Consider the following 24,951-nt stretch of genomic DNA (forward strand, 5'->3'; position numbering starts at 1 on the left):
CCCTCACTCTGCCGACCCTCACTCTGCCGACCCTCACTCTGCCGACCCTCACTCAGCGCGGCCCTCACTCTCCACCGGTCGGTAGGGTGCACACATGACGGTGGTGGAGATCTACACCGACGGGGCGTGCATCCCGAACCCCGGCCCCGGCGGCTGGGGAGCCGTGCTGCGTTACGGCAGCAAGGAGAAGGACCTGTGCGGCGGCACGGCCGAGGCCACCACCAACAATCGTATGGAGCTGATGGCACCGATCTGCGCTCTTGAGGCACTTACCCGGGCGCCGATGGTCGTCAAGCTCTACACCGACAGCATCTACGTGCGCGACGGCATCACGAAGTGGCTGCCCCGCTGGAAGGCGAACGGCTGGCTGACGTCCGCGAAACAGCCGGTCAAGAACGTCGACCTGTGGCAGCGCCTGGACGCCGCGGTGAGCCGCCACGACGTGCAGTGGCACTGGGTGAAGGGCCACGCCGGCCACCCGGAGAACGAGCGCGCCGACCGGTTGGCGGCACGCGGCCTCCAGGAAGCGCTAGGACAGCGCGTCTAGCGCCCGCAGGAAAGCGGCCCGATCTTCAGTTGTCAGGTCGCCCAATAATTCCTCCTCCCCCGCCCGGACATCGGCCTGCACCGCCAGCTGCAGGCGCCGCCCGTCGGATGTCAGCCCGAGCAGCCGAACCCTGCGATCCGCCGGATCCGGTTCCCGCTCGATCAACCCGCGTTCCTGGAGGCCGTCCAGGATCGGGATGAGTCGCGTCTTGTCCGCACCGATGCTCGCCGCCAGCGCGGCCTGAGTGCGCATCGGCCCGCCAGCCAGCCCACAGAGCACCGCGTATCCCCACATCGACACACCGTGCCGAGCCAGGATCGGCTGCTCCATGTCCAGCAGGCGACGCCCCAGGCGCATCACCAGAACGCCCAGGTCGGCCCGTTCGTCTCCCTCGTACTCCGCCACGGGATCTTCCTACCCGTCGAATGCGGTTGACGAGATAGTAAGCTGGCGCGGATGATAAGCGCATGCCTACTAATCTCATCGCCGCCAACGCCGCCGCGGTTCGGGCCACCGTACCGCTCACCACCGACATTTCCCCGGCCGATCTGACCCGCCCCACCCCTTGCGCCGGCTGGGACCTGCGCACCCTGCTGGCGCACATGACATCCGAACATCGCAGCTTTGCTGCGGCGGCTTCCGGCCAGGCGATTCCCGAGCGCTTTCCTGATCCCGTACGCGACTACGCCGCCGCCTGCGACCTGGTGCTCACGGCCTTCGCCGCCCCCGATGTACTAAATCGCGAGTTCACCCTCACGCAACTGGGCCCCCAGCCTTTCCCCGCCCGCCAGGCCATCACCTTCCACCTGGTCGACTACGTGATCCACGGCTGGGACCTGGCCCGCTCCCTGGACGCCGCCTACATCCCCGACCCAGCCGCGATGGCAATCACCCTCTCCGTGGCCAGAGCCATCCCCACCGACGCGAACCGCGAGGCCCCCAACGCCCCCTTCGCCCCCGCACTCCCGGTCCCACCGGACGCCGACCCCCTAACCGAGGCACTCCTGCTGCTGGGCCGCAATCCCGCCTGGTCCGCAACGCCCCAGCCATCGACCCCCACCACCTAGACAGCTTCCGGGGCGAAGTCCGCGCGGTCACGTCTCGCCCGGCGTACGGCACTCGCCCAGCCCTTTGGCAAACGTCCCCGCCGGCGCGTCCGCGACGCGATGTTGTCGATCTGCTGTTCGGCGATGACCGCATGACCGCAGATCGCCAAGATCCGGCCCCGGCGGGCCCATCGGCGTCCGGTTAAAGAAGCAGTTGTCGGATATGTTCCCGGCGAGCTGCCGCATCACGGGATGCGCGCCGCCCGGGCCTCGCCACCATGCGTACCCGCAAAACTGTCGGAGGGCGCTGTTAAGAAGAAGCCATGGCCGATCCGATCCACCCGTTCCGGGTGACCATCAGCGCCGAGGCGGTTGCCGACCTGCGTGATCGGCTGCGCCGCACTCGATGGCCCGAGGGCGCGACCGTGTCCGGCTGGCGGCAGGGCACGCCTCTGGCGTACGCGATCGATCTTTGCAGTTATTGGTCTTTGCAGTATGACTTTGCCGCCGCCGAGGCCCGCCTCAACCGGCATGCCCAGTTCCGGACCGAGATCGACGGTCTGCCGATCCACTTTGTCCATGTTCGGTCGCGGCGGCCCGGCGCGATCCCGCTGCTGATGACCCACGGCTGGCCCGGCTCGGTGGTCGAGTTCGCCGAGGTCATCGCGCCGCTGACCGAGGGTGATCCGGCGTTCCACGTGGTCTGCCCGTCGCTGCCCGGATACGGCTTTTCCGGCAAACCGGTCGGCGAGGGCTGGACGGTGCACCGGGTGGCCGACGCCTGGGCCGAGCTGATGGCCCGGCTCGGCTACGCCCGGTTCATCGCGCAGGGCCACGACTGGGGCACGAGCGTCAGCACCGCCGTGGCCGCTCGTCACCCCGACCGCCTGCACGGCATTCACCTGATGCCCCCGCTGGTCGCCGCCGATCCGGCCACGCTCGACGACCTCACCGAGGCTGAGCGTTCCGCCATAGCCGACCTGACCGCGGCCGCGTCCGGCGACGGCTATTCGGCCGTGCAGTCCACCCGCCCGCAGACCATCGGCTACGGCCTGGTCGACTCGCCCGCGGCACTGCTCACCTGGATCGTCGAGAAGTTCCACGCGTGGACCGACCACGACGGCACCCTGGAATCCGTCCTGACCCGCGACCGGCTGCTCGACAACCTGATGCTCTATTGGCTGCCCGCGACCGGTGCGTCCGCCGCCCGGCTGTACTGGGAAAGCTTCGCCGAGATCCAGGCCCTCTTCCGCACCGGCACCACCGACGTCATCAAGGCCCCTACGGCTTGTTCCATCTTCCCCCGTGAAAACCCCCGCCCGTCCCGCCGCTGGGCCGAACGCCGCTTTCCGAACATCCGCTACTGGAACGAGCCCGCCCGAGGAGGCCACTTCGCCGCCTTCGAACAGCCCGACCTGTTCGTGTCCGAAATCCGCGCCGCCGCCGCGCACCTGACATGACCACCACACGGCCTCGCCCGTCCCGCCCGCGACTCAGATCTTGGCGATGACGGCCTTGGCCACCTTCTTGGCGTCCGCCAGGTTCGCGGCGTCGTCCGCGCCGCCGCGCGAATAGACGTCGATCTGCACCGAGCCGAACAGCACGTACAGGTGTCCGGCCTGGAAGAACGCGTCCTCGCCGACCCCGTCCACCGGTTCCGCGTCGGCGATCTGGGCGTCGAAGTCGGCCTTGGTGGTGCGGGACAGGAACAGCGCGAGCTGCCCGCCGTCCTGCTGCCACTGGCAGTACCGGGTCGCTTCCCCGTCGTCGGCGCCGTCCCGGTCGACCTGCGTGACGTCCCGCCCGGTCAGGCGGGCCACGTCGGACTCGCTCAGCAGCGTGCACGGATCCGGAATGTCACCCGACTCCTTCACCGACCCGAACCCACTGACCGCCGACTCCTCCTTCGCCCCACCGGCCGCCCCGGTAGCCGTCGGCGTAGCGGCCGCAGCCCCGTTGCCGTCACCGCCCGCGCCCACCATCCCGCACCCACCGAGCGCAACCACCGCCACGCCGGCAACCACCAGGGCACGAGCGCCGCCGGCCAGCCGCCCGGCCCGCCCCCTGGCACCGGACCGGCGCGGGGCAGCCGCGTGTCCGGCCACTGCGGACGGGGCGGCCGGACGGTCGCACGCCCGGAGCGGAGCAGCGAGGATGCGGTCGCGCGCCGGGAGTGGGGCGATGTGGACACCGTCACCCGCCGCGAGCGGGGCGATGTGGACACCGACACGCGCCGGGAGCGGGGCGATGTGGACACCGACACGCGCCGCGAGCGGAGCGCGCTGGGCACTCACCGGCGGCGGGAGCAGAGCGTGCCGGGCACTCACCGGCGGCGGGAGCAGAGCGGCGACGGCGTGGTCGCGGGGCGGGGTGGCGTGAGGGTCGCGGGGGTGGGTGTGCGGAGTTGGGTGGGTGGTGGACGGGACGGACGGGTGTCGCTTCATCTGCTCCCCTGGATTGCGACCGTTATGTCTGATCAGGGTCGCGGGTGGGTGGGAGCTCGCCAACAGGTGCGGGCGGGAAGTGACACGGATGCGGGAGAAGTTCAGCCTTTCCGGCTACGCCAGGCGGGGGAGGTGGGCGGCCCAGACCTTCTTGGGGACGACCATGCGCCAGGCCTCGAGGACCAGCTCGGTCATTTGTGGCTCGTCGAGTGCGGTCAGCCAGGCCTGCACCCAGTTGAACCTCAGCTCGGACTCGCGCGGGAGGTGGAAGGTGCGTGGGCCGGTGGCGATCAGGGCGTCACGTTCCTCCTTGGGGAAGGCGAAACCCATGACCGTCTCGTCGCGGGAGAAGGCCAGGTAGACGATCTGGCCGACCCGGAATTTCACCCGGTCGTGGATCAGGTGTTCCTCGCTGCGGGGCAGGTCTCGGCAGACCCGGCGGACGTCGTCGACGGTGACCATGCCGAGACCGTAGCCCGGGGGTATGACAGAAATCAGTGCCTGCGGGGCTTGGGAACCGACGGTGCCGACGGTGCCGACGCTGCCGGTGCTGCCGGTGCCGACGCCGACGGTGCTGCCGGTGCCGACGCCGACGGTGCTGCCGGTGCCGACGCTGACGGTGCTGCCGGTGCCGACGCTGACGGTGCTGACAGGCGCGTGGTCGGCTCATCGGGCAGTGTGGAGTCCGGCACCCTGGCTCGGAAGATCCGGTCCGGCGGCAGGCGGTACGTCGTGGCCTGCACCAACTCGTCCGGCACGGTGTGCCGGCCCGACGAGGCTTCCGGTGCGGCCGTGGGCTCGGCATCGGCGGGCGGCACTCCCGGGCTGGAGGCAGGACCGCGGCCGGCGCGCGGCCTGCCACCCCGGGACGGCACCGCCGGATCGAGATCGGCGAGCGACTGCGGGACACCCGCGGAGTAATGGAGCGCTGTGCGGACCGGTGTCGGTGCGTGGCCGCTCGGATCGGTGGGGGCGTCGCCCAGCCGGACCGGTGTCGGTGCCGGACCGGTGGGCGCTGTGGGCCCTGCGGGGACGTTGCCCAGGCGGCGCGGTGCCGGTGCGTGACCGGTCGGCTCGGTGGGGGCGTCGGCCAGCAGGCGCGGGTCGGGGAAGGGCTGGTAGACCACGCCGCCCACCGCCGCTGCCTCGGCCACCACCCGCGGTGGCGGCGGGGGCGGGGCGGGGAAGCCCAGCGACTCCGGGCCGTTCGGCTCCGGGACCGGCTTGGGGTTCGTGCCGGGTACGGCGGCGCGGCGGAGCAGGCCCGGGTAGCCCGGTACCGGGTGGGGGGTTGAGCCCTCGCCCGGCATTGCCGTGCCGGACACCACCCCGTCCGGGCTACCCGGTGCCGCCGCGCCGCTCGCCGGCCCCGGTGGGGTGGCGGGCGCAGCGGGATCCCCCGCTGGTTCGGGGCCGGGCCTTGTTGCCGAGTCGCCCGGACGGCCCGAACCGGTGGGCAGCGCGGGGACCGACGCCCGGACCGCGCGGCGTGGCGCGATGACCCGGGCCGCCAGGCTGAACACGCTGCGAGTGGCCGTGTCGTAACCGTCGCGGTAGGCCTCCTCGCGGTCCCGCTCCATCTGGTAGCGCTGGTGCAGGCGCCCGGCCGCGTATGCGGAGCAGGCCACGAACACGGCTAGCAGGGTGACGAGCAGGGCGGAGTTGCCGGGCGCGGTCATGCCTTAAGATTCTCACCAGTGGATAGACCGGCAGCTATGGCCCGTTTGACGTACCCCGATCGTATGAGCTGGGGCGATCAGCGCTGTGTGGCAACCCACGCGGCGATCTGCGCGCGCCGGGACACGCCGAGTTTGGTGCGGATGTGTTCGACGTGGGCGGCTGCCGTCTTGGGTGCGATGGTGAGCTCCGCGGCTATCTGACGGTTGGTCAGGCCGTACGCCACCAGCCGGGCCACCTGGATTTCCCGGGCGGACAGAGTTGACCGTGCCGCGGGAACGTCCAGATACGTGGGACAGGCCGCACCGACCGCCGCATACGCCCGTTGCGCGGCGGCCGGATCACCGAGTTCCATCAGCGCCGCCGTCCCCTCCCAGAACCGCCGCCGCTGAGCCCAGAACGCGGCGGCCGACGACAGAGACTCGCGCGCCTTCCCGGTCCGGCCCTCGTGCCGCTCGATCAGGCCGCGGCCGTGCGGCACCGCGCCCAGCGTCCCGGGTATCCCCCGCTCGGTGAGCAGCGCGGCGGTCCGGCCCAGCCACTGCCGGGCCGCGTCCGGTCCGGCCGAGGCCAGGTATGCGCGGACGCCTGTCACCACGTACGGGAAAAGATATGCAGCATCCCGGACCCGCGCCGACGCGGCGAAACCCTCCTCGCAGCGGGCGATCGCCGTGGCCACGTCGCCGCCGAGGAGCGCCACCTCGGCCAGTCCCCACCAGGCCGGCGAGACCCGCTGGAGTTCGCGCATGCCGGCACCCAGCGACGCCGCCTCGGACAGGTGCTCGACCGCCGTGGCCAGCTGACCGCGGCCCATCGCCAGATAGCCGAGGACGTGCAGCGCCGTGATCCGGGTGGTGATCCCGCCGCCCTCGGCCAGCGCCTGCGCGGCCGCCACCGACGCGGTGTCCCAGTCGCCGATCGCCCAGCGCACGTGGGCCAGGTGCGCCACCAGGTAGTGCCGGTCGTTGACCTGCTCGACCCGCTCGGCGTAGGCGATGCCCTCGGACAGCCAGCGCAGGGCGCGGTCGTATTCCACCAGCACCGACGCCGACGAGCCGAGCATCCGGTAGCCGCGCGCCGCCTGCCCCTCGAACCGCCACCCGGTCGCCCGCGCGATCGAGTCCTCGAGCAGCTCGTAGCCCTCGTCGAGACGGCCCGCGAACAGGAACACCGAGCCGAGCGTGGCGTCCAGGTTGCAGCGCATCGCCCGGTCGCAGTCCTCGACCGCGATCGACCGGGCCAGCTCGCCGTCCTCGACCGCTTCACCCAAACGACGATCAAGCATGTACGCCGCGGCCAGCGCCGCGTGGATGCCGGCGCGCACCTCCTGGGCCGGATCGTCGGAGCGGAACGCGATCAGCGGCAGCGCACCACGCAGCATGGCCGTGCGCTCGTCCAGGTCGGCTCCGAGCAGATGGCGTACGGCGACCCAGTCCGGCACCAGCTCGGCGGCGCCCAGCGGATCGTCCAGTTCGAGCCGCAGCCGGTACGCCTCGGCGAAGCATTCGGCCGCCGCCTCGTTCTCGTCCACCGTGGCCAGTTCCCGGGCCAGCGCCGTGCACAGCTCCACCCGTTCCACCGCCGGCAACTCCACCGGCATGGTCCGCCGCGCCCGCCGGTACAGCTCGGCCGCCTCCCGGTGCGCCGACATCGCCGCCGCCTCGCCGGCCGCCGACCGCGCGTGCGCGAACGCCAGTCCGGGCCGGGCGGCCCGCTCGTACTGGTCGCTCACGAACGCCGCCGGGAACCCGGCCGCGGCCGCCGCCGCGGCGGCCCGGGCGTGCAGCTCACGTCGCCGGTGCGGGGCCAGGTCGGCGTAGAGCGCGTCCCGGATCAGCGCGTGCCGGAAGTCGTACGTGTCCTGCTGGGGTTGCACGAAGAACCGCTCGGCCAGCTCGCGCAGCCCGTCGTCGACCGCGCCTTTGTCGTCCCCGGTGATCGCGGTGAGCAGGTCGAGGTCGAACGAGCGGCCCAGCACCGACGCCACCCCGGCCAGGCCGCGGGCACCGTCGGTGAGCTGCTCGGCCCGGGCCAGCACCGCGTCGGCCAGCGTGTCCGGCACCCGGTCCCGGGCAGCCAGGAACTCCTCGACGTGCAGCGGAATGCCGTCGCTGCGGGCGAACACCGCGCCGGTCACCGTGCCCGGCAGCGTGCCGCCGGCGATCGCGGCCGCCATCGCCGCGGTGTCGTCGAGGCTGAGCCGGGTCAGCCGCACCTCCTCGGCCTGCCGCTGGGTGAGCAGCCGGGTGCGCCACTGCCGCATCGGCACCCGCGGGTAGAGCTCGTCACTGCGGTACGTGCCGACCAGCAGCAGGGGCAGTTCCGGCGCCCGGCGGCCGAGCCGGCCCAGCACCTCGATGGTCAGGTCGTCGGCCCAGTGCAGATCCTCGAGGGCGACCAGCAACGGTTTTGCCACCGCCGCCGCGACCAGGTCGGTGAGGCCGGTGACCAGGAACCGGCGCGGCTCGTCGGCGGAGGAGCGCAGCCGGGCCGCCATCCGGGCACCCGCCTCGGCGGTGGGCGGCTGCCGGCACATCGCGGCGGCCAGGTCGGCGAGCAGGCCCGCGGGCACCTCGGCGTCGCCGGGAGCGGCACCGGCCGTGACCACCGTGAACGCGTCGGCACGGGCCCGCCGGACGATCTCGGCGAGCAGCCGGGTCTTCCCGATGCCCGCCTCGCCGGCCAGGAACAGCAACTCGCCCCGCCCGGCGGCGGCCGCGGTCAGCCGGCGCGCTGCCAGCGCGACGAGATCCGCCCGGCCGATCAGCACCGGGCTGCTGTGGGCCGTCTCCACGCAGCGACTTTAGGTCACCGGTTGGCGCGTTCCTAGGTGCAATGACCGATGTCCGACTGCCGTCGCGCGGGCAGGCTTCCGCTCAACGATGACCGACCGAGGAGCGATGATGGCGAAATTCATGGACGTGCACAGCGGCTTCGTCGGGGTGACCGCCGAGCAGCTGGACGCCGCACACGAGGCCGACCTCAAGATCGAGGGCGAGGAGGGCGTGCACTTCGAGCGGGCCTGGCTCGACCCGGAGTCCGGCAAGGTGTTCTGCCTGAGCAGCGGGCCCAGCAAGGAGGCCGTGCTGCGCATCCACGAGCGGGCCGGGCACCCGACCACCGAGATCTATGAGATCACTGCCGAGGCGTAAGGCTGTGGCCTGGATCACATAGATCTGGATCATCCGTGAACCGGGTGGCCCCGAATGGAGTGCAGGGGAAAGAAAAGTCCGTAGTCGGTGACAGGGCCGCGCCGGGTCACCTTGCCCCACTCGGCGTGGGTTCGACGACGGAAGGCCGCGCCTCGCAACCGGTACCGATGCCGGCCGAGGCGCGGCCACCCCACCCCGGCCGCGGCCGGCGCGCTCGAGGGGGGCGCGCCGCCGCCAGCCGTCACGGACCCGCTACGGCCCGTGCTCAGACATCGATGTCATACTGTGCGCCATGCCCGCCGACGACGCGTCCGCCGCCCGCCGGCCGACGCTGACCGAGGTGGCCGCGCTCGCCGGCGTCAGTCTCAAGACCGCCTCCCGCGCGCTCAACCGTGAGCCCAACGTCGCGCCGTCCACCGGCGCCCGGGTCCGTGACGCCGCCGACCTACTGGGATACCGGCTCAACGGCATCGCCCGCGAGCTGCGCCGCGGCGCCACCTCGGCCCTGGTCGGGCTGGTCAGCGGCGACCTGGCCAACCCGTTCTACTCCGCGGTGGCCAGCGGCATCGAGCGCGAACTGCGCCAGCACGGGCTGCTACTGATCACGGCGAACAACGACGAGGACGCCGACCTGGAGCGCAACCTGGTCGAGGCGTTCCTGGAGCGCCGGGTCCGGGCGCTGCTGGTCATCCCGAGCGGCAACGACCACGAGTACCTTTCGGTCGAGGGCAGCCGCGGCGTCCCGTTCGTCTTCCTGGACCGGCCGCCGGACCGGCTGGCCGCGGACTGCGTGCTGATCGACAACGCGGGCGGCGCCCAGTCGGCCGGCGAGCACCTGCTGGCCGCCGGGCACCGCCGCATCGCGATGGTGGCCGACCTGGCCCGGATGGCACCGCAGCGCGGGCGGATCGACGGCTTCGTCCGGGCCATGCGGGCGGCCGGCAACGACGCCTGGGAGCCGTACCTGCGCACCGAGGTCCACGATGTCCGGCACGCCGAGCGTACGGTCAAAGAACTCCTCTCGCTCGAGCCCGCACCCACCGCGATCTTCACCACCAACAACCGGCTGACCACCGGCGCCCTGCGCGCCATGCGCGGGCTCGCCGAGCCGCCGGCGCTGATCGGCTTCGACGACTTCGACCTGGCCGACGTGCTGGGCACCACGGTGGTCGCGCACGACATGAGCGCCATGGGACGCGAGGCCGCACGCCTCGCGCAGGAACGCATCAACGGCCATACTGGACCGGCGCGAACCATTGTCATTTCGACATCTATCACTGCACGCGGGTCAGGCGAACGACCGCCACGCTGACGCAAAGTTCCGCACGTAACGACACGGAAACAACCGTTGACGCTTGTGCAGTTAAGACGGCAGCGTATTTCCCGACGCGCTTGACAACGATGTCAATGTCTCGATGGGAGGATGCCCCATGCGGATGTCTCGACGGGCTGTGGTGGCTCTCGTGGGTGTGGCCGCGCTGCTGACGGCCTCGGCCTGCGGGTCCGATGACGACGGCGGCGAGGGCGGCTCCACAAAGGTGGAAGTGTTCACCTGGTGGGCCGACGGCGGCGAGAAGGCGGGCCTGGACGGCCTGGTCACCCAGTTCGGCACGGACTGTGCCGGGCAGACCTTCGAGAACGGCGCGGTGGCCGGCGGCGCCGGTGCGAACGCCAAGACCGTGCTGGCCTCGCGGCTCCAGCAGAACACCCCGCCGGACACGTTCCAGGCACACGCGGGCGCGGAACTGCTCGACTACATCGACGCCGGCCAGATCGAGGACATCAGCGCCGACTACGACAGCTGGGGCCTCAAGCAGGCGTTCCCGGCCGGCCTGATCGGCAACCTCACGGTGGACGGCAAGATCTATTCGGTGCCGGCAAACATCCACCGGGCCAACGTGGTGTGGACCAACAAGAAGGTGCTGGCCGACGCCGGCATCACCGAGGCACCCAAGGACCTGGCCGCATTCCTCGCCGACCTCGACAAGGTCAAGGCCAAGGGCATCGCCACCCCGCTGGCTCTGGGCAAGGACTGGACGCAGCTGATGCTGTTCGAGTCGGTGCTGATCACCGACCTCGGCCCGGAGAAGTTCACCGGGCTGTGGAACGGGACGACCGACTGGAACGACCCGCTGGTCGGCAAGGCGATCAACGACTTCAAGCAACTTCTCACGTACGCGAACACCGACCGCGACGCACTCGACTGGACCGACGCGGAGAAGCTCGTGATGGACGGCAAGGCCGGCTACCAGCTGATGGGTGACTGGGAGGCCGCCGACCTGGACGCCAAGGGCTTCAAGGACTACGGCTGGTTCACCTTCCCGGGCAACGGCACCACCTTCCAGTGGCTGGCCGACTCGTTCGTGCTGCCCAAGGGCGCCCCGAACGTCGAGGGCACCAAGTGCTGGCTGAAGACGGTCGGCTCGGCGGCCGGGCAGAAGGCGTTCAACACCAGGAAGGGCTCGATCCCGGCCCGGACCGACGCCACCCCGGCCGACTACCCGCAGTACCAGCAGGCCGCGATGGCCGACTGGAAGTCCGCGACCCAGGTGCCGTCGTGTGCGCACGGCTCGGCCTGCTCGCAGGGCTGGCAGAATGCCGCCAACTCGGCGTTCGGCGCGTTCAGCACCAACCAGGACGTCGCCGCGCTGCAGAAGGCCCTGGTCGCCGCGGCGGGCCAGTTCGTCAAGAAGTGAGGCGTCGCTGGGGGCCGGGACTGCTCCTGCTCTCCCCGTCGCTCATCCTGCTCGCCGTCTTCGTCTACGGCCTGATCGCCTGGACCACCAAGGTCTCGATGTCCGACGAGCACAACGCCCGCGGGTCGAAGGGCTTCGTCGGGCTGGAGAACTACACCAACCTGTTCACCAACGACATTCAGGACCGGTTCACGCACTCGCTCCGGAACCTGCTGATCTTCACGGTGGTGTTCCTGGGCGGGGCGATGTTCTTCGGGCTGCTCTGGGCGTTCCTGCTGGAGCGCGGGATTCGCGGCGAGGGCTTCTTCCGCACCGTCTATCTGTTTCCGATGGCGGTGTCGTTCGTCGCCTCGGGCGTGGTGTGGCGCTGGCTGATGAACCCGAACCAGGGCGAGAACGCCGGCGGGCTCAACGCCGTGTTCGGCGCGCTGCACCTCGACTTCCTGCAGAGCGCCTGGTGGACCAACCCCGACTGGGGCATGGCGTCGATGGCGATGCCGGCGATCTGGCAACTTTCCGGGTACGTGATGGCGCTGTTCCTGGCCGGCTTCCGGGGCATACCGCAGGAGTTGCGGGAGGCGGCCGCGGTGGACGGCGCCAGCACGTACCGGCTCTACCGCAACGTGATCTTCCCGCAGCTCACCCCGGTGGCGCTCTCCGCCCTGATCATCCTGGGCCACATGTCGATGAAGATGTTCGACCTGATCATGAGCGTCTCCGGGCCGCAGTGGCTCACCGAGGTGCCCGCGATCTATGTCTGGCAGACGTTGCTGACCAGCGACTACGCCAAGGCGGCAGCAATCTCGATCATCCTGCTGCTGTTGGTGGCGGTCGTGATCGTGCCCTACCTGGTCTGGACGAGCCGGGCGGAGCGGGCCAGGTGAGCCGGATCGTCCGGTACGGGCTGGCGCTGATCTTCCTGCTGCTGGTCCTCATGCCGCTGTACGTGCTGATCGTGACCAGCTTCAAGGCCGGCTCGGACATCGGCGTGGCCAGCCAGTGGAACCTGCCGGAGAACTGGACCACGGCGTCCTGGGCCAAGGCGTGGACGTCACTCCAGCCGTCCTTCGTCCGCACCTTCCAACTGGCCATCCCGGTCGCGGTGATCTCCTCGGTGATCGGAGCGGCGAACGGCTTCGTGCTGTCCCGCTGGCGCTTCCCCGGTGCCGACGTGGTGTTCACGCTGATCCTGTTCGGCATGTTCATCCCGTACCAGGCCGTGATGATCCCGCTGCGCGAGATCGTGACCACCATCGGTATCCCGCCCGGCATCCCCACCCTTGTCTTCGTTCATTGCGTGTACGGGATCCCGATCTGCACGCTGATCTTCCGGAACTACTACGCCACCACGGTGCCCGAGGAACTGGTCGAGGCGGCCTGGGTGGACGGGGCCGGGCTGTTGCGGACGTTTGCCCGGATCATCCTGCCGATCTCCGCTCCCGCCTTCGTGGTGACCGTGATCTGGCAGTTCACCTCGGCCTGGAACGACTACCTGTTCGCGATCTTCCTGTCCAGCACCCGGAACGGACCGATCACGATCGCCCTGAACGCGCTGGCCGGCGCCCAGTCACCGGACTACGCGGCGTCGATGGCCGGCGCCCTGATCACGTCGCTGCCGACCCTGCTCGTCTACGTGCTGCTGGGCCGGTGGTTCATCGGCGGCCTGATGGCCGGTTCCGTGAAGGGCTGATGGCCGGTTCCGTCAAGGGCTGATGGCCGGTTCCGTCAAGGTCGATCAGTACGGGTGAAATGTCCCGGGCGGATGAGGCGCGAACATCGTTCCGGCAATAGAGTCAGCACCGTGACCCCGGAAGATCAACCCGCCGACGGGTTCGCCGCACGCATGGCGTTTGCGCTGGAGAAAGACCCGACCGAGGGTGCACGCCGCACCCAGCTACACCTCAGAATCATCGCGATCCTGCTCACCTGGCTGGTCATCGTACCCATCCTCTTGATCTTTGGTCTTACCGGCGGACGACGCGGCGACGCGATCTTCGACTGGGCCGCGTTCTTCACCATCCTGGGGCCGTTCGTGGCGGCGGTCGCCGCGACCAAGAACAGGCGGCCGGGCCTCGGTGGCATGTTCGTCGTGCTGACCCTGCTGATGGTGCTCCCGGCCGTGGCCATCGTCCGATTCTGACCAGGCTGCGGCCCGCGCCCTTTTCGGGAAGGATGGGGTCATGGCCGGCACGGGCGAAGAGCGGGACGGCGTCCCCCTGACCAACCTCGACCAGGAACTGTTCGAGGGTTCCGGCGCGACCAAGCGCGACCTCGTCGACTACCTCGACGCGGTGAGCGAGCGGTTCGTGCCGGTGCTGCGCGACCGGCCGCTCTCGGTGGTGCGCCTGCTCCGCGGGCAGGACCAGTTCATGCAGAAAAACCTGCCGAAATACACGCCGGACTGGGTGCCGCGCGCCGAGATGTGGGCCGACTCGTCGCACCGCAAGGTCACCTACGCGCTCTGCAACGACCGCAAGACGCTGCTGTGGTTCGGCAACCAGCGCGCCATCGAATACCACCCCGGCCTCATGCTGGCCGGCGACCACCACCCCACCCATCTGATCATGGATCTCGATCCGCCCGAGGGCGGCGGGTTCGCCTCGGCGGTGGCCGCCGCCAAGCTGGTCCGGCAGGTGCTGGCCGACATCGGCATGGCCGGCGCGGTCAAGACCAGCGGCTCCAAGGGCGTGCACGTGTTCGTGCCGCTGGACGGCAAGGCGCCGGCCGACGAGGTGGCGGCCGCGACCCGGGCGGTGGCGGCCCGCGCCGAACGCCTCGACCCCGGCCTGGCCACCACGGCGTTCATCCGCGAGGACCGGCACGGCAAGGTGTTCCTGGACGCGACCCGGTCCGGCGGCGCGACCGTGGTGGCCGCGTACAGTCCGCGGGTCCGGCCCGAGGTGCGGGTCTCTTTCCCGGTCGACTGGGCCGACCTCGACGACGTGACCCCGGCCGACTTCACCATCCGCACCGCGCCCGGTCTGCTCGGCGACCGCGACCCGTGGGCCGAGGCGATGCCCGCGCCGCAGCCGCTCGACCCCGGCCTGGTCGAGGAGGGGCACACCATTCCGGTGGCCCGGGTGCAGGCCATGCACGAGGGCAAGCGGCGGGCCCGGGCCAAGCGGGAGGCCCAGTCCTAGTCGCCAGGGCTAGAGCAACTCCCGCCAGAACGGGACGGTGGGGCGGCGCCGGTCGGTGGCCGGTTCGCCGAGGCCGAACTCGCGGTTGAGCCAGTCGGCGAGGTCGTTGCCGTAGTGCACGACGTCGGTCTGGTAGATGGACAGCACCGGGTGCGGGTTGAGGCCGGCCGGCAGGTAGCGGTGGGTGAACAGCGGGACCATCCGCGGGGCGGTCGCCAGGTGGAAGCGGGCGGCGGCCACGGCCTGGTCGGCGGTTGCCGGGCGGGGACCCCAGCCGTCGTACCAGAACTCGTTCTCCCCGACGTCGAAGAGCACGCCCTCGACCGGGAAGGCGGCCTGCTCACGCAGCCGGTCGCGGTCGGTGCCGCGCCAGTCCGGCCAGCCCCGGCCGGTCGGCACACCGGCGGCCAGGAACGCGCGATGATCGGCGGCGAAGGTGAAGCCGAACTCGCGCTCGACGGCGTCGAACTCGGCGTCGGTGAGGCCCGGCGAGAGCGGGAATCGGCCGGAGGCGGCAAGCAGTTCCGCGGCGGTCACCGGGCTACCTTAGCGACGTACTTCGTTTGGCGTACGGGATACTCGGGAGGCGTCGATGCGATTGTCCGCAGCGGTACGACGCGCACCTGCCCGGGTGAAAAATAGCGTCCCCGGCATGACTTTTCTGCCTCCGCTTCTCACCCTCGTGGGCGTACCGGCCGGTCTCGCGCTGACCGGCGGCAACGTCGAAACCCTGATGACGCTGACCCTGGCCGGCTGGTTCGCGATCCTTGCGCTGTTCGCCCGCCGCTGGCCGCTCGGCGTCGCGCTCCTGACGTTCGCCACCATGGTGGGGTGGCGCACCTCCGGCCTGGTCGACTCGGGCTGGATCTGGCCGGCCACCGCGGCACTGGCGGTGCTGGCCCTGGCCGGCCGGCTGCGCGCGGCCATCGCCGTCTGCGCCGTGGCTCTGCTGTACGGCTTCGGCTGGGACGGCTTCGTCGACAAGTCGCACGGCGGCGACTGGACGCTGGCCCACGTCGGCGGCGAGACGCTGTGGCTGGCCGCGGTGCTGGCCGCCGCCACCGCGTACCGGAATTATCGGCGGTGGCGCGACGAGGTGGCCCACCGCCTCGCACAAGATGAGCACGAACGCGCGTTGCAGGCCAGAGTGGAGATCGCCCGGGACCTGCACGACGTGGTCTCCCACACGCTGGCGGTGGTGGGCGTGCACCTGAACGTGGCGCTGGACGCGTTCGACGCCGACCCTGAGGAGGCGCGCGAGTCGCTCAAGCTGGCGCAGGACGTCCGGGGCCGCGCGATGACCGACCTGAAATCGATGGTCGGCGTGCTGCGCGCCGGCTCCGACCCGGTCCGCGACCTGGACGGCGTGGTCCGCCTGACCGACCAGGTCCGAACCGCCGGCCTGGAGGTCTCGCTGACCGAGTTCGGCGACCGGACCGGGGTGCCGGCGGCCGTGGCGAGCACGGTCTACCGGGTGGTCCAGGAGGCACTGACCAACACGGTCCGCCACGCGGGGGCGAGCCGGGTGACGGTGACGTTGCGCTATGCCCCCGACAATGTGCTGGTGGACGTCCAGGACAACGGCAACGGTGGCGCGGATCCCGCCACCGACGGTCACGGCATCGCCGGCATGCGCGAGCGGGTGGCTGCGCTGGGTGGTGCACTCACGGCCGGTCCGGGCAGGAGCGGTTTCACCGTACGAGCGACAATCCCGTTCACGGCATGACCAAGCCCATCACCGTGCTCCTGGCCGACGATCAGCATCTGGTCCGGGCCGGCTTCCGCAGCCTGCTGAAACGCGACAAGAACATCTCGATCGTCGGCGAGGCGGCCACCGGCGACGAGGCCGTCCGCACCGCCCGCCAGTTGCACCCCGACGTGATCCTGATGGACATCCGAATGCCCGGCCAGGACGGCATAGCCGCCACCCGCCAAATCCTGGCTGACCTGGAGACGAAGGTAATAATCCTGACCACCTTCGAAACCGACGAATACGTGTTCGCCGCCCTGGCCGCCGGCGCGAGCGGCTTCCTGACCAAGGAGATCGACCCCGAGGGCCTACGCCAGGCGGTGCGCGTGGTAGCCGCCGGCGACGCGCTCCTCTCCCCCAGCGTGACCCGCCGGGTGGTGGCCCAGTTCGCCAACCGCCCGGTATCGGCCGCCGCCACCCCCACCCGCAACCGCCTGGCAGCCTTGACCGACCGAGAACGCGAGGTGGTCCGCTTGGTGGCAACCGGCCTGTCCAACGACGAGATCGCCCGCGCCTTGGTGATCAGCCCGCTGACCGCCAAAACCCACATAACCAGAGCCATCACCAAACTGGCCGTCCGAGACCGAGTCCAGCTGGTGATTATCGCCTTCGAAGACGGCCTGGTAGACCCCACCCCCTGACCCCTACACCAGCCCGCCCAGCCCCGCACACCCGGCGCCGATCTTGTCGACCCACCGCCATCCCGGAACAGCAAATCCACACAGTCGCGGCACCGCCCACCCCTCCCACGCCGGTCTTGTCGACTCGCTGTCCTCCCAGGACTCCCAGGACCGCAAATCCACAAGGTCGCGATCGGTCCGGTGAAGCAGGGCGTCGTGCGGCGATCGATCGCGGCGACGCCCGACACCCGGTGGGACTCGATCGGACATCGGCGCACGGCGGGCGGGCGACACGGACCTGATGGCCGGCATACAAGCCGAGCGCCGCGGGGCCGAGCGGCCAACGGGAAGGAACGAGCGACCTGACACCGCGCGCGACCCAGCAGCAGCGGGAGAGAACAAATCGGCCGAACACCGCGCGGGGCTGACGGCCGGCGGGAGGGAAACGAGCCGCCGAAACCGCCCAGAAGTGGTGGAGGGGCGCCGGTGGGGAGCCCGGCGCCCGTGTGCGCGGGAAGGGTCGGCGTTGGGCGCGAAGTATCGAACCGCACAAAGTTCAACATCGGCGCCGGTCTGGCCGACCCCTCGGGGCAACCATATGGCAAGCGTAGGAGGGATTCAAGGGCAGTTTGACATCGATGTCAGTGGGTGCGCGGTTTTGTTGGAAGGAGTCTTGTCCATTTAGGTATGTAGAGGTAACGATGTCGGGGTAGGTGTTGGGGACTCGTGAGGAGCTCGCATGCGCCGGCCTCGGTGGATAGTCGTGGTGGTGGTCTTGGGGCTGGCGGGAGGGCTGATGAACGGGAATCCGGCGCGGGCGATCGGAGCAGGGTTTGCGTCCTCGTTCGAGGCGGGGGAACGGCAACCGGACTGGGTCGACGGCGTCGAACGCGGGAACGGCGCGGTGGTGGGGAGCCGGCGCGACCGGGTGGTCGGGGTCGCGGTCAGCGGGGAACCCGTCGCGCACGAGAACGGGCGGAACCTCAACGACGGCAACCCGCGGACCAAGTGGCTCGTGGACACGCCGGCTAGCTGGGCGCGGTACACGCTGGACGCTCCGGCGACCGTCATCAGGTATTCGCTGACCAGCGCCGACGACGCGCCGGAGCGGGATCCGCGGGACTGGACGCTGGAGGGGTCCGGCGACGGTGAAACGTGGACCACAGTGGACACGCGGGCGGGTGAGTCGTTCGGCGAGCGGTTCCAGAGCAGGACCTTCGAGGTGGCCGACCCGGGCAGCTTCCCCATCTACCGGCTGCACATCACGGGGCACCCGGCCGGCAACCTCACTCAACTGGCCGAGTGGGAACTCACCGACGCGAAAGCGCCGGGGCCGATGCGGAGCCGGGTGGGGGCCGGGCCGGCCAGCTCACCGACAGCGAAGGCGAACGTGGGGTACACCGGACTCGCGGCGTTCGAGATCGCAGGGCACCACACGACCGAGGGAGCCGCCTTCGCGTACCATCGCATTTTTGATGTTGATCTTGAAGTGAAGGGCGACACCGAGCTGTCCTACCTGATGTTTCCGGAGGACGACGCGGGGACCTACGCGGCGGTTGACCTGGCGTTCACCGACGGCAGCTACCTGTCGCAGCTCGGCGCGCGGGACCAGCACGGCATCGCCCTCAGCCCGGGCGCGCAGGGGGCGTCGCAGACGCTCTACACGTCGCAGTGGAACCTCAAGCGGGCGCGGATCGGCGCGGTGGCGGCCGGCAAGACCGTCGCTCGGATCCTGGTGGGCTACGAGCGGACCGGCGGGCCGGGCAACTTCCGGACCTGGTTCGACGACGTCGTGATCGCGGAGGTGCCGGCGCCAAAACCCAAGACCAAGCTGAGCGCGTACGCGGACACGCGGCGCGGGACGCAGTCGAGTGGCGAATACTCGCGCGGCAACAACTTCCCGGCCACCGCGGTGCCGCACGGGTTCAACTTCTGGACGCCGGTCACCGACGCCGGGTCGACCAGCTGGCTCTATCAATGGTCCCGGCAGAACAACGCCGCCAACCGCCCCACGATCCAGGCGTTCTCGGCCAGCCACGAACCCAGCCCGTGGATGGGTGACCGGCAGACCTTCCAGCTGATGCCGTCCACCGCGACGGACGCCGGCCGGACCGCCCGCGCGCTCGCCTTCGGGCACGCCGGCGAGGAGGCGCGACCTTATTACTACGGTGTCACGTTCGACAACGGCATCCGGGCCGAGCTCGCGCCGGCCGATCACGCGGCGATCTTCCGGTTCACGTTCCCGGGCGACGACGCGCACCTGATCCTGGACAACGTCAACGGCAACTCGGGGCTGACCATCGACCCGGCCGGCCGGTCGTTCGAGGGCTGGTCGGACGTGAACAGCGGCGGGCTCTCGGCCGGCTGGACCCGGATGTACGTGTACGCCACCGTGGACGTGCCGATCACCGCGAGCGGGATGCTGCCCGCCGGCAACCGGCCGTCGACCGGCTACCTGTCGTTCGGCGCCTCCGAGGTGACCGTGCGGATCGCCACCTCGCTGATCAGCGTCGCACAGGCCCGGCACAACCTCGGACTGGAGATCGCGGCGGACGCCACCCTGGAGTCGGTGCGCGACCGGGCCCAGTCGCTGTGGGAAGCCAAGATGCGCACCGTCGAGGTCGAGGGCGCCACCGAGGATCAGCTGGTCACCCTCTATTCGAACCTGTACCGGTTGTTCCTCTATCCGAACTCCGGCCACGAGAACACCGGCACCAACGAGGCTCCGGTCCATCGGCACACCGTGCAGTCGGCGGTCAGTTCGCCCGCCACCGGTGCGCCGGTCCGGGACGGCAAGGTCTACGTCAACAACGGGTTCTGGGACACATACCGGACCACGTGGCCGGCCTATGCGCTGCTGACCCCGGGGGCCGCCGGCGAGATGGTCGACGGGTTCGTCCAGCAGTACCGGGACGGCGGGTGGATCTCGCGCTGGTCGTCGCCGGGATACGCGAACCTCATGGTCGGCACGAGCTCCGATGTCGCGTTCGCCGACGCGTACCGGAAAGGGGTGCCGGGTTTTGACGTGGACGACGCCTATCGGGCCGCGCTGCGGAATGCCACGGTGACGCCGCCGAATCAGAACGTCGGGCGCAAGGGGCTGGCGACGTCGATCTTCAAGGGTTACACGCCGAGCGAGGTGACCGGCGAGGCGATGTCGTGGGCGCTGGACGGGTACATCAACGACTTCGGGATCGCGGGGATGGCAGCCACCTTGGCGGACAAAACAGGCAACTCACGATATGCAGACGAAGCAGCGTATTTCAGGAATAGGGCCCTTAACTACGTCAACATGTTCGACAGTGCGGTCGGCTTCTTCCAAGGGCGGGATTCGGCCGGAAAGCCGCGTCTGACCCCCGAACAGTACGACCCGCGCGTCTGGGGCTACGACTACACCGAGACCAACGGCTGGAACATGGCCTTCCACGTGCCGCACGACGGTCAGGGCCTGGCCAACCTCTACGGCGGCCGGGAGGGGCTGGCCGCCAAGCTGGACGCCTTCTTCGCGACGCCGGAGACCGCGCGCTTCCCCGGCTCGTACGGCGGCACCATCCACGAGATGCTCGAGGCCCGCGACGTCCGGATGGGGCAGTACGGCCACAGCAACCAGCCGTCGCACCACATCATCTACATGTACAACTACGCCGGGAAACCGCATAAAACCCAGGCACTGGTACGCGAGGCGCTGTCCCGCCTCTACCTGGGCAGCGAGATCGGCCAGGGCTATCCGGGCGACGAGGACAACGGCGAGATGTCCGCCTGGCAGATCTTCTCGGCGCTCGGCTTCTACCCGCTGCGGATGGGCAGTGCGGACTACGTCATCGGCTCCCCGCTGTTCACCCGGGCCACCGTGCATCTGGAGAACGGCCGCACGCTCGTCGTCAACGCCCCGGACAACAGCCCCGGCAACGTCTACGTGCAAAACCTCAAGATCAATGGTCAGCCGTACGCGTCCACGTCCGTCCCGCATGCCGTCCTGGCCGACGGGGCCGTGCTCGACTTCGCCATGGGCCCGGCGCCGTCGCCGTGGGGCGCGGACTCCCCGCCGCCGTCGCTGACCACCGGCGACGCGGTGGCCACCCCGCTGCGCGACCTGACCGGCCCCGGCGCCGGCACCGCCTCGATCCCGGCCCTGGTCGACGACACCACCGCCACCCGGGCCGCGGTCGACGGCACCTTCACCTGCACGTTCACCGGCGCCGGCGAGCGGGCCGAGTTGTACACCCTGACCTCGGCCGCCACCACCGGCACCGACCCGGCCTCGTGGCGGCTGCGCGGCTCGGCCGACGGCATCACCTGGACCACCCTCGACGAGCGCTCCGGCCAGGTTTTCGACTGGCGGCTGCAGACCCGGCCCTTCCGGATCGCCGAACCGGGCCGCTACCGCCACTACGCCCTGGACCTGACCGGCTCGCTCGCCGAGGTGGAACTGCTGGGACGCCCGGAGCGCTAGGCAGCTTCCGGGATCGAGGCCGGGGGAGACCCATGCAAGGGGTCAATGGCGAAAGCCGAGGGGGAAACCGGCGAACGTACGGGGAATCCCCACTAGATTCGGGCCATGTCTGAAGACCAACTGTGGGGTGTGATCGCCGCCGGTGACCTCGGCACCGTGGCGACGATCAAGAAGGACGGGCGGCCGCAGCTGTCCGACGTCAGCTACACCGCCGCGGATGGCCTGATCCGCTTCTCCACCCGCACCGCCCTGGCCAAGGTGCACAACCTGCGCCGCGACCCGCGGGTCAGCGTCAAGGTCAGCGCAGCCGGCGGCGGCTACGCGGTCGCGGAGGGCACCGCCGAACTGAGCGCGGTGTCCTGGGCGCTGGACGACGCCACCGTCGAGGAGCTGATCGAGATCTACCGGTTGATCGCCGGCAAGGAACACCCCGACTGGGACGACTACCGCCGGGCCATGGTCGCCGACGGCCGGCTGGTGGTCCGGATCCGGGTCGAGCACCTCTACGGCTGGACCGCGCCCTAACGTCGCAACCGATTTGCACCCGCGGTTTTCGTTGCCGGCGGGCGCAAACCCCTAAAGGGCCGGTCCCCCGTCCCGATCTCCGGGTACAACCCTCACGTACCCGGAGACAAATCTGATGGCTGCCACGACCAAACCGCGGGCGGATGCCCCGGCCGACCGCCCCGCTGGGCGTCTGGCCAGCGGCTGGGCCCGGCTGTGCCTCGTCGTCGGGGTGATCTGTGCCCTCTTCGCGCTGGTGCTCAGCACCAGCGTGGGCGGCGACAGCGTCAGCCAGACCGTTTCCAACTTCGGGCTCTGCCTCGCCGCGGTGGCGGCGGCGGTCGCCTGTCTCACCCGGGCCCGCACCTTCCGCGGACGGATGCGATGGGGCTGGGTCTTCATCGGGCTCGGCGTGCTCAGCTGGGGTTCCGGTCAGAGCGCGTGGGTGTGGCTCGAGACGTTCCAGGGTGAGGAAGCGCCGTTCCCGTCGATTGCCGACATCGGCTACCTCGGCATGGTGCTGCTCACCCCGATCGGCCTGCTGACCCTGCCGAGCGTGGCGCAGGTGCTGGCCAACCGGGTGCGCAGCGTGCTGGACGGCCTCATGGTCGCCGCCTCGCTGGTGCTGATCGCGTGGATCTTCGTGGTCTCGCCGCTGCTGGAGACCGGGCAGGACACCGCGCTGGCGCTCTACGTCAGCCTGGCGTACCCGCTGGGCGACGTGGTGATCGTGACCATCGTGATCTACATGCTGGCCCAGCAGCGCCGGCACGGCCGCACCTACAAGCAGCTGGCCCTGGTCGGCGCCGGCATCTCCGGCTTCGCGGTCTCCGACATCTGCTACGCGTACCTCAACCTGACCGGCGCGTACAGCTCCGGCGGGCTCACCGACATCGGCTGGTTCACCGGCTTCTCGCTGATCCTGCTGGCCGCGTTCAAGCCGATCCCGGCCGAGCACGAGGAGCCGGAGCCGCACGAGGACGACATGGCCCAGCCGCCGGTCGGCATCCTGCTGCCCTACGTCGCTGTGCTCGCGGCCCTGCTCACCACCGTCATCTGGTACGCCAAGACCGGGCACAACAACACGTTCGTGGCGTACACCCGCTCGGCCCTGATCCTGCTGATCGTCGGCCGGCAGCTGCTCACCCTGCGGGAGAACCGCAACCTGACCCGCACCCTGGAGGCCCGGGTCGCCGACCGCACCGCCGAGCTGTACGCCAGCGAGCAGCGCTTCCACGCGCTGGTCCAGCACAGCTCCGACGTGGTCACCGTGGTCAGCCCGGAGGCCGACGTGCTCTACCAGAGCGAGTCGGTGCAGCGGGTTTTCGGCTACCCGGCGCAGTGGCTGACCGGCCGCCGCCTCACCAAGCTGCTCGACCCGGAGTCGGCCCTGCGGCTGGCCCAGGCGCTGCGCCAGGTGTCCGGCCGCCCGTACGCCACCACCGTGCTGGAGCTGTCCGTCCGGCACCGCGACCGGCGTGTGCGCCAGGCCGAGATGACCATCACCAACCTGCTCTCCGACGAGAGCGTGGGCGGCCTGGTGCTCAACACCCGCGACATCAGCGAGCGCAAGGAGCTGCAGGACCAGCTGGTGCACGAGGCGTACCACGACGCGCTCACCCAGCTGGCCAACCGCGCGCTGTTCCGCGAGCGGGTCGCCGAAGCGCTGCGCACCCGCGGCCCGGCGAACGACGTCACCGTACTCTTCCTCGACCTGGACGGGTTCAAGGAGGTCAACGACAGCCTCGGGCACCTGGCCGGCGACCAGCTGCTGGTGCAGGTCGCCGACCGGCTGCGCTCCTCGGTGCGCGACGGCGACGTGGTGGCCCGGTTCGGCGGCGACGAGTTCGCCGTGCTGGTCGAGTCGGCGCCCGGCACCGACGACGCCGAGCAGGTGGCCGGCCGCATCGTCGAGGTGCTGGAGCAGCCGTTCCGCAGCGAGACCCGGGACATCCACGTGCAGGCCAGCATCGGCCTGGCCACCGCCGAGTCGCTCGCCGAGGGCGACACCGACGGCGCCGAGCAGCTCATGCGCAACGCCGACCTGGCCATGTACAAGGCCAAGTCGGCCGGCGGCGGCTGCTTCGCGGCCTACCACCCGGACATGCTGGCCGGCCTGGTGGAGCGGCTGGAGCTGGAGGCCGACCTGCGGGTCGCGCTCGAGCGCAAGCAGCTGCACCTGCACTACCAGCCCACCATCGACCTGGCCACCAGCGAGATCATCGGCTTCGAGGCGCTGGTCCGCTGGCAGCACCCGGAGCGCGGGATGATCCCGCCGGCCGAGTTCATCCCGATCGCCGAGGCGACCGGGCTGATCGTGCCGCTGGGCCGCTGGGTGCTGCGCGAGGCGTGCCGGCAGGCCGTCGAGTGGACGGAGCAGTCCGGCGGCACCCGCCCGGTCAAGATGGCGGTCAACGTCTCGGTGCGCCAGTTCGACCGGGCCGACCTGGTCGACGTGGTGGGCGGCATCCTCGCCGACACCGGCATGCCGGCCGAGCAGCTCTGCCTCGAGATGACCGAGAGCGTGCTGATGACCGACACCGACGACAACCTCGAGCAGCTGCTCCGGCTCAAGGCGCTCGGCGTGACCCTGGCGATCGACGACTTCGGCACCGGCTACTCGTCGCTGGCGTACCTGCGCCGGTTCCCGGTGGACACGCTCAAGATCGACCGCTCGTTCGTCGAGCGGCTGGGCGCGCTCACCGACGACACCGCGCTGGCCGACACGATCGTGCAGCTCGGCAAGAGCCTCGGCATGGCCACCGTGGCCGAGGGCATCGAGGAGTTCGGCCAGCTGGCCGCGCTGCGCGAGATGGGCTGCCATTTCGCGCAGGGCTACTACTTCTCCCGGCCGGTACCGGCCGAGGAGGCCGGCCCGCTCTTCCTCGCCGCCGAGCTCAGCTCCGCCAAGCGCTGACCGCT

The 24,951-nt window shown here is 70.5% G+C and carries 21 protein-coding genes; 15 read left to right on the forward strand and 6 right to left on the reverse strand.

What is annotated here, in order from left to right; translation table 11 throughout:
* The first annotated feature begins 94 nt into the window (after positions 1–94).
* Positions 95–547, forward strand: a complete 453-nt coding sequence (gene rnhA, locus Ari01nite_RS03220) for a ribonuclease HI (RefSeq protein WP_203779101.1) — start codon at positions 95–97, stop codon at positions 545–547.
* Here rnhA and Ari01nite_RS03225 read toward each other — a convergent pair.
* Positions 530–952 carry a MarR family winged helix-turn-helix transcriptional regulator gene (locus Ari01nite_RS03225; protein WP_239162436.1) on the reverse strand — a complete coding sequence of 141 codons (423 nt, stop codon included), beginning with the start codon at positions 950–952 and terminating at the stop codon, positions 530–532. The two genes, rnhA and Ari01nite_RS03225, sit on opposite strands and share 18 nt — an antisense overlap.
* A 62-nt stretch (positions 953–1,014) precedes the next feature.
* Between Ari01nite_RS03225 and Ari01nite_RS03230 the strand changes: the two genes are divergently transcribed.
* Together Ari01nite_RS03230 and Ari01nite_RS03235 are read left to right on the forward strand one after the other, a co-directional pair.
* Positions 1,015–1,614 carry a TIGR03086 family metal-binding protein gene (locus tag Ari01nite_RS03230; RefSeq protein ID WP_203779103.1) on the forward strand — a complete coding sequence of 200 codons (600 nt, stop codon included), beginning with the start codon at positions 1,015–1,017 and terminating at the stop codon, positions 1,612–1,614.
* 302 nt (positions 1,615–1,916) lie between these two features.
* Positions 1,917–3,053, forward strand: a complete 1,137-nt coding sequence (locus tag Ari01nite_RS03235) for an epoxide hydrolase family protein (protein ID WP_203779105.1) — start codon at positions 1,917–1,919, stop codon at positions 3,051–3,053.
* 33 nt (positions 3,054–3,086) lie between these two features.
* On the opposite strand, the gene Ari01nite_RS03240 is transcribed toward Ari01nite_RS03235, so the two are convergent.
* The 4 genes from Ari01nite_RS03240 to Ari01nite_RS03255 form a co-directional block, all read right to left on the reverse strand.
* Entirely contained in the window at positions 3,087–4,037 is a 951-nt protein-coding gene (locus Ari01nite_RS03240) for a DUF3558 family protein (protein ID WP_203779107.1), read from the reverse strand.
* 114 nt (positions 4,038–4,151) lie between these two features.
* Positions 4,152–4,499, reverse strand: coding sequence for an MmcQ/YjbR family DNA-binding protein (locus tag Ari01nite_RS03245; RefSeq protein WP_203779109.1), 348 nt, complete (start codon positions 4,497–4,499; stop codon positions 4,152–4,154).
* 32 nt (positions 4,500–4,531) lie between these two features.
* The gene (locus Ari01nite_RS03250; protein WP_203779111.1) at positions 4,532–5,716 is read right to left on the reverse strand and encodes a hypothetical protein; all 1,185 of its coding nucleotides are present in this window, start codon (positions 5,714–5,716) and stop codon (positions 4,532–4,534) included.
* Between the two features lie 77 nt (positions 5,717–5,793).
* Positions 5,794–8,508, reverse strand: a complete 2,715-nt coding sequence (locus Ari01nite_RS03255; RefSeq protein WP_203779113.1) for an ATP-binding protein — start codon at positions 8,506–8,508, stop codon at positions 5,794–5,796.
* Positions 8,509–8,617: 109 nt separating this feature from the next.
* Between Ari01nite_RS03255 and Ari01nite_RS03260 the strand changes: the two genes are divergently transcribed.
* From Ari01nite_RS03260 to Ari01nite_RS03290, 7 genes are all read left to right on the forward strand, one after another.
* The gene (locus Ari01nite_RS03260; protein ID WP_203779114.1) at positions 8,618–8,866 is read left to right on the forward strand and encodes an SCO4226 family nickel-binding protein; all 249 of its coding nucleotides are present in this window, start codon (positions 8,618–8,620) and stop codon (positions 8,864–8,866) included.
* A 292-nt stretch (positions 8,867–9,158) separates the two neighbouring features.
* Positions 9,159–10,178 (forward strand): LacI family DNA-binding transcriptional regulator, encoded by a 1,020-nt coding sequence (locus Ari01nite_RS03265; protein ID WP_203779116.1) that lies wholly within the window; start codon positions 9,159–9,161, stop codon positions 10,176–10,178.
* Positions 10,179–10,296: 118 nt separating this feature from the next.
* Entirely contained in the window at positions 10,297–11,562 is a 1,266-nt protein-coding gene (locus Ari01nite_RS03270) for an ABC transporter substrate-binding protein (protein WP_203779117.1), read from the forward strand.
* Positions 11,563–11,660: 98 nt separating this feature from the next.
* Entirely contained in the window at positions 11,661–12,446 is a 786-nt protein-coding gene (locus Ari01nite_RS03275; RefSeq protein ID WP_203779364.1) for a carbohydrate ABC transporter permease, read from the forward strand.
* Between the two features lie 50 nt (positions 12,447–12,496).
* Positions 12,497–13,252: a carbohydrate ABC transporter permease gene (locus tag Ari01nite_RS03280; protein ID WP_203779363.1), complete on the forward strand. Its 756-nt coding sequence runs from the start codon at positions 12,497–12,499 to the stop codon at positions 13,250–13,252.
* Positions 13,253–13,324: 72 nt separating this feature from the next.
* Positions 13,325–13,702 (forward strand): hypothetical protein, encoded by a 378-nt coding sequence (locus Ari01nite_RS03285; RefSeq protein ID WP_203779119.1) that lies wholly within the window; start codon positions 13,325–13,327, stop codon positions 13,700–13,702.
* A 40-nt stretch (positions 13,703–13,742) separates the two neighbouring features.
* Positions 13,743–14,702 (forward strand): DNA polymerase domain-containing protein, encoded by a 960-nt coding sequence (locus Ari01nite_RS03290; RefSeq protein ID WP_203779121.1) that lies wholly within the window; start codon positions 13,743–13,745, stop codon positions 14,700–14,702.
* 9 nt (positions 14,703–14,711) lie between these two features.
* Here the strand turns inward: Ari01nite_RS03290 and Ari01nite_RS03295 are convergent, their stop codons facing one another.
* Positions 14,712–15,239 (reverse strand): hypothetical protein, encoded by a 528-nt coding sequence (locus tag Ari01nite_RS03295; protein WP_203779123.1) that lies wholly within the window; start codon positions 15,237–15,239, stop codon positions 14,712–14,714.
* Between the two features lie 115 nt (positions 15,240–15,354).
* On the opposite strand from Ari01nite_RS03295, the gene Ari01nite_RS03300 reads away from it, so the two are divergent.
* The 5 genes from Ari01nite_RS03300 to Ari01nite_RS03320 all read left to right on the forward strand — a co-directional run bounded on the left by Ari01nite_RS03300 (position 15,355) and on the right by Ari01nite_RS03320 (position 24,946).
* Entirely contained in the window at positions 15,355–16,428 is a 1,074-nt protein-coding gene (locus tag Ari01nite_RS03300; RefSeq protein ID WP_203779124.1) for a sensor histidine kinase, read from the forward strand.
* Positions 16,425–17,093 (forward strand): response regulator, encoded by a 669-nt coding sequence (locus Ari01nite_RS03305; RefSeq protein ID WP_203779125.1) that lies wholly within the window; start codon positions 16,425–16,427, stop codon positions 17,091–17,093. The genes Ari01nite_RS03300 and Ari01nite_RS03305 overlap by 4 nt, the downstream gene beginning before the upstream one ends.
* Positions 17,094–17,811: 718 nt before the next feature.
* The gene (locus tag Ari01nite_RS03310) at positions 17,812–21,525 is read left to right on the forward strand and encodes a GH92 family glycosyl hydrolase (RefSeq protein WP_438872118.1); all 3,714 of its coding nucleotides are present in this window, start codon (positions 17,812–17,814) and stop codon (positions 21,523–21,525) included.
* Positions 21,526–21,630: 105 nt separating this feature from the next.
* Positions 21,631–22,050: a PPOX class F420-dependent oxidoreductase gene (locus Ari01nite_RS03315; protein ID WP_203779126.1), complete on the forward strand. Its 420-nt coding sequence runs from the start codon at positions 21,631–21,633 to the stop codon at positions 22,048–22,050.
* Positions 22,051–22,165: 115 nt separating this feature from the next.
* Positions 22,166–24,946: a putative bifunctional diguanylate cyclase/phosphodiesterase gene (locus Ari01nite_RS03320; protein WP_203779127.1), complete on the forward strand. Its 2,781-nt coding sequence runs from the start codon at positions 22,166–22,168 to the stop codon at positions 24,944–24,946.
* The last annotated feature ends 5 nt before the right edge of the window (positions 24,947–24,951 follow it).

Source organism: Paractinoplanes rishiriensis, from assembly GCF_016862375.1.
In the GTDB taxonomy this organism is placed as follows: Bacteria; Actinomycetota; Actinomycetes; order Mycobacteriales; family Micromonosporaceae; genus Actinoplanes; species Actinoplanes rishiriensis.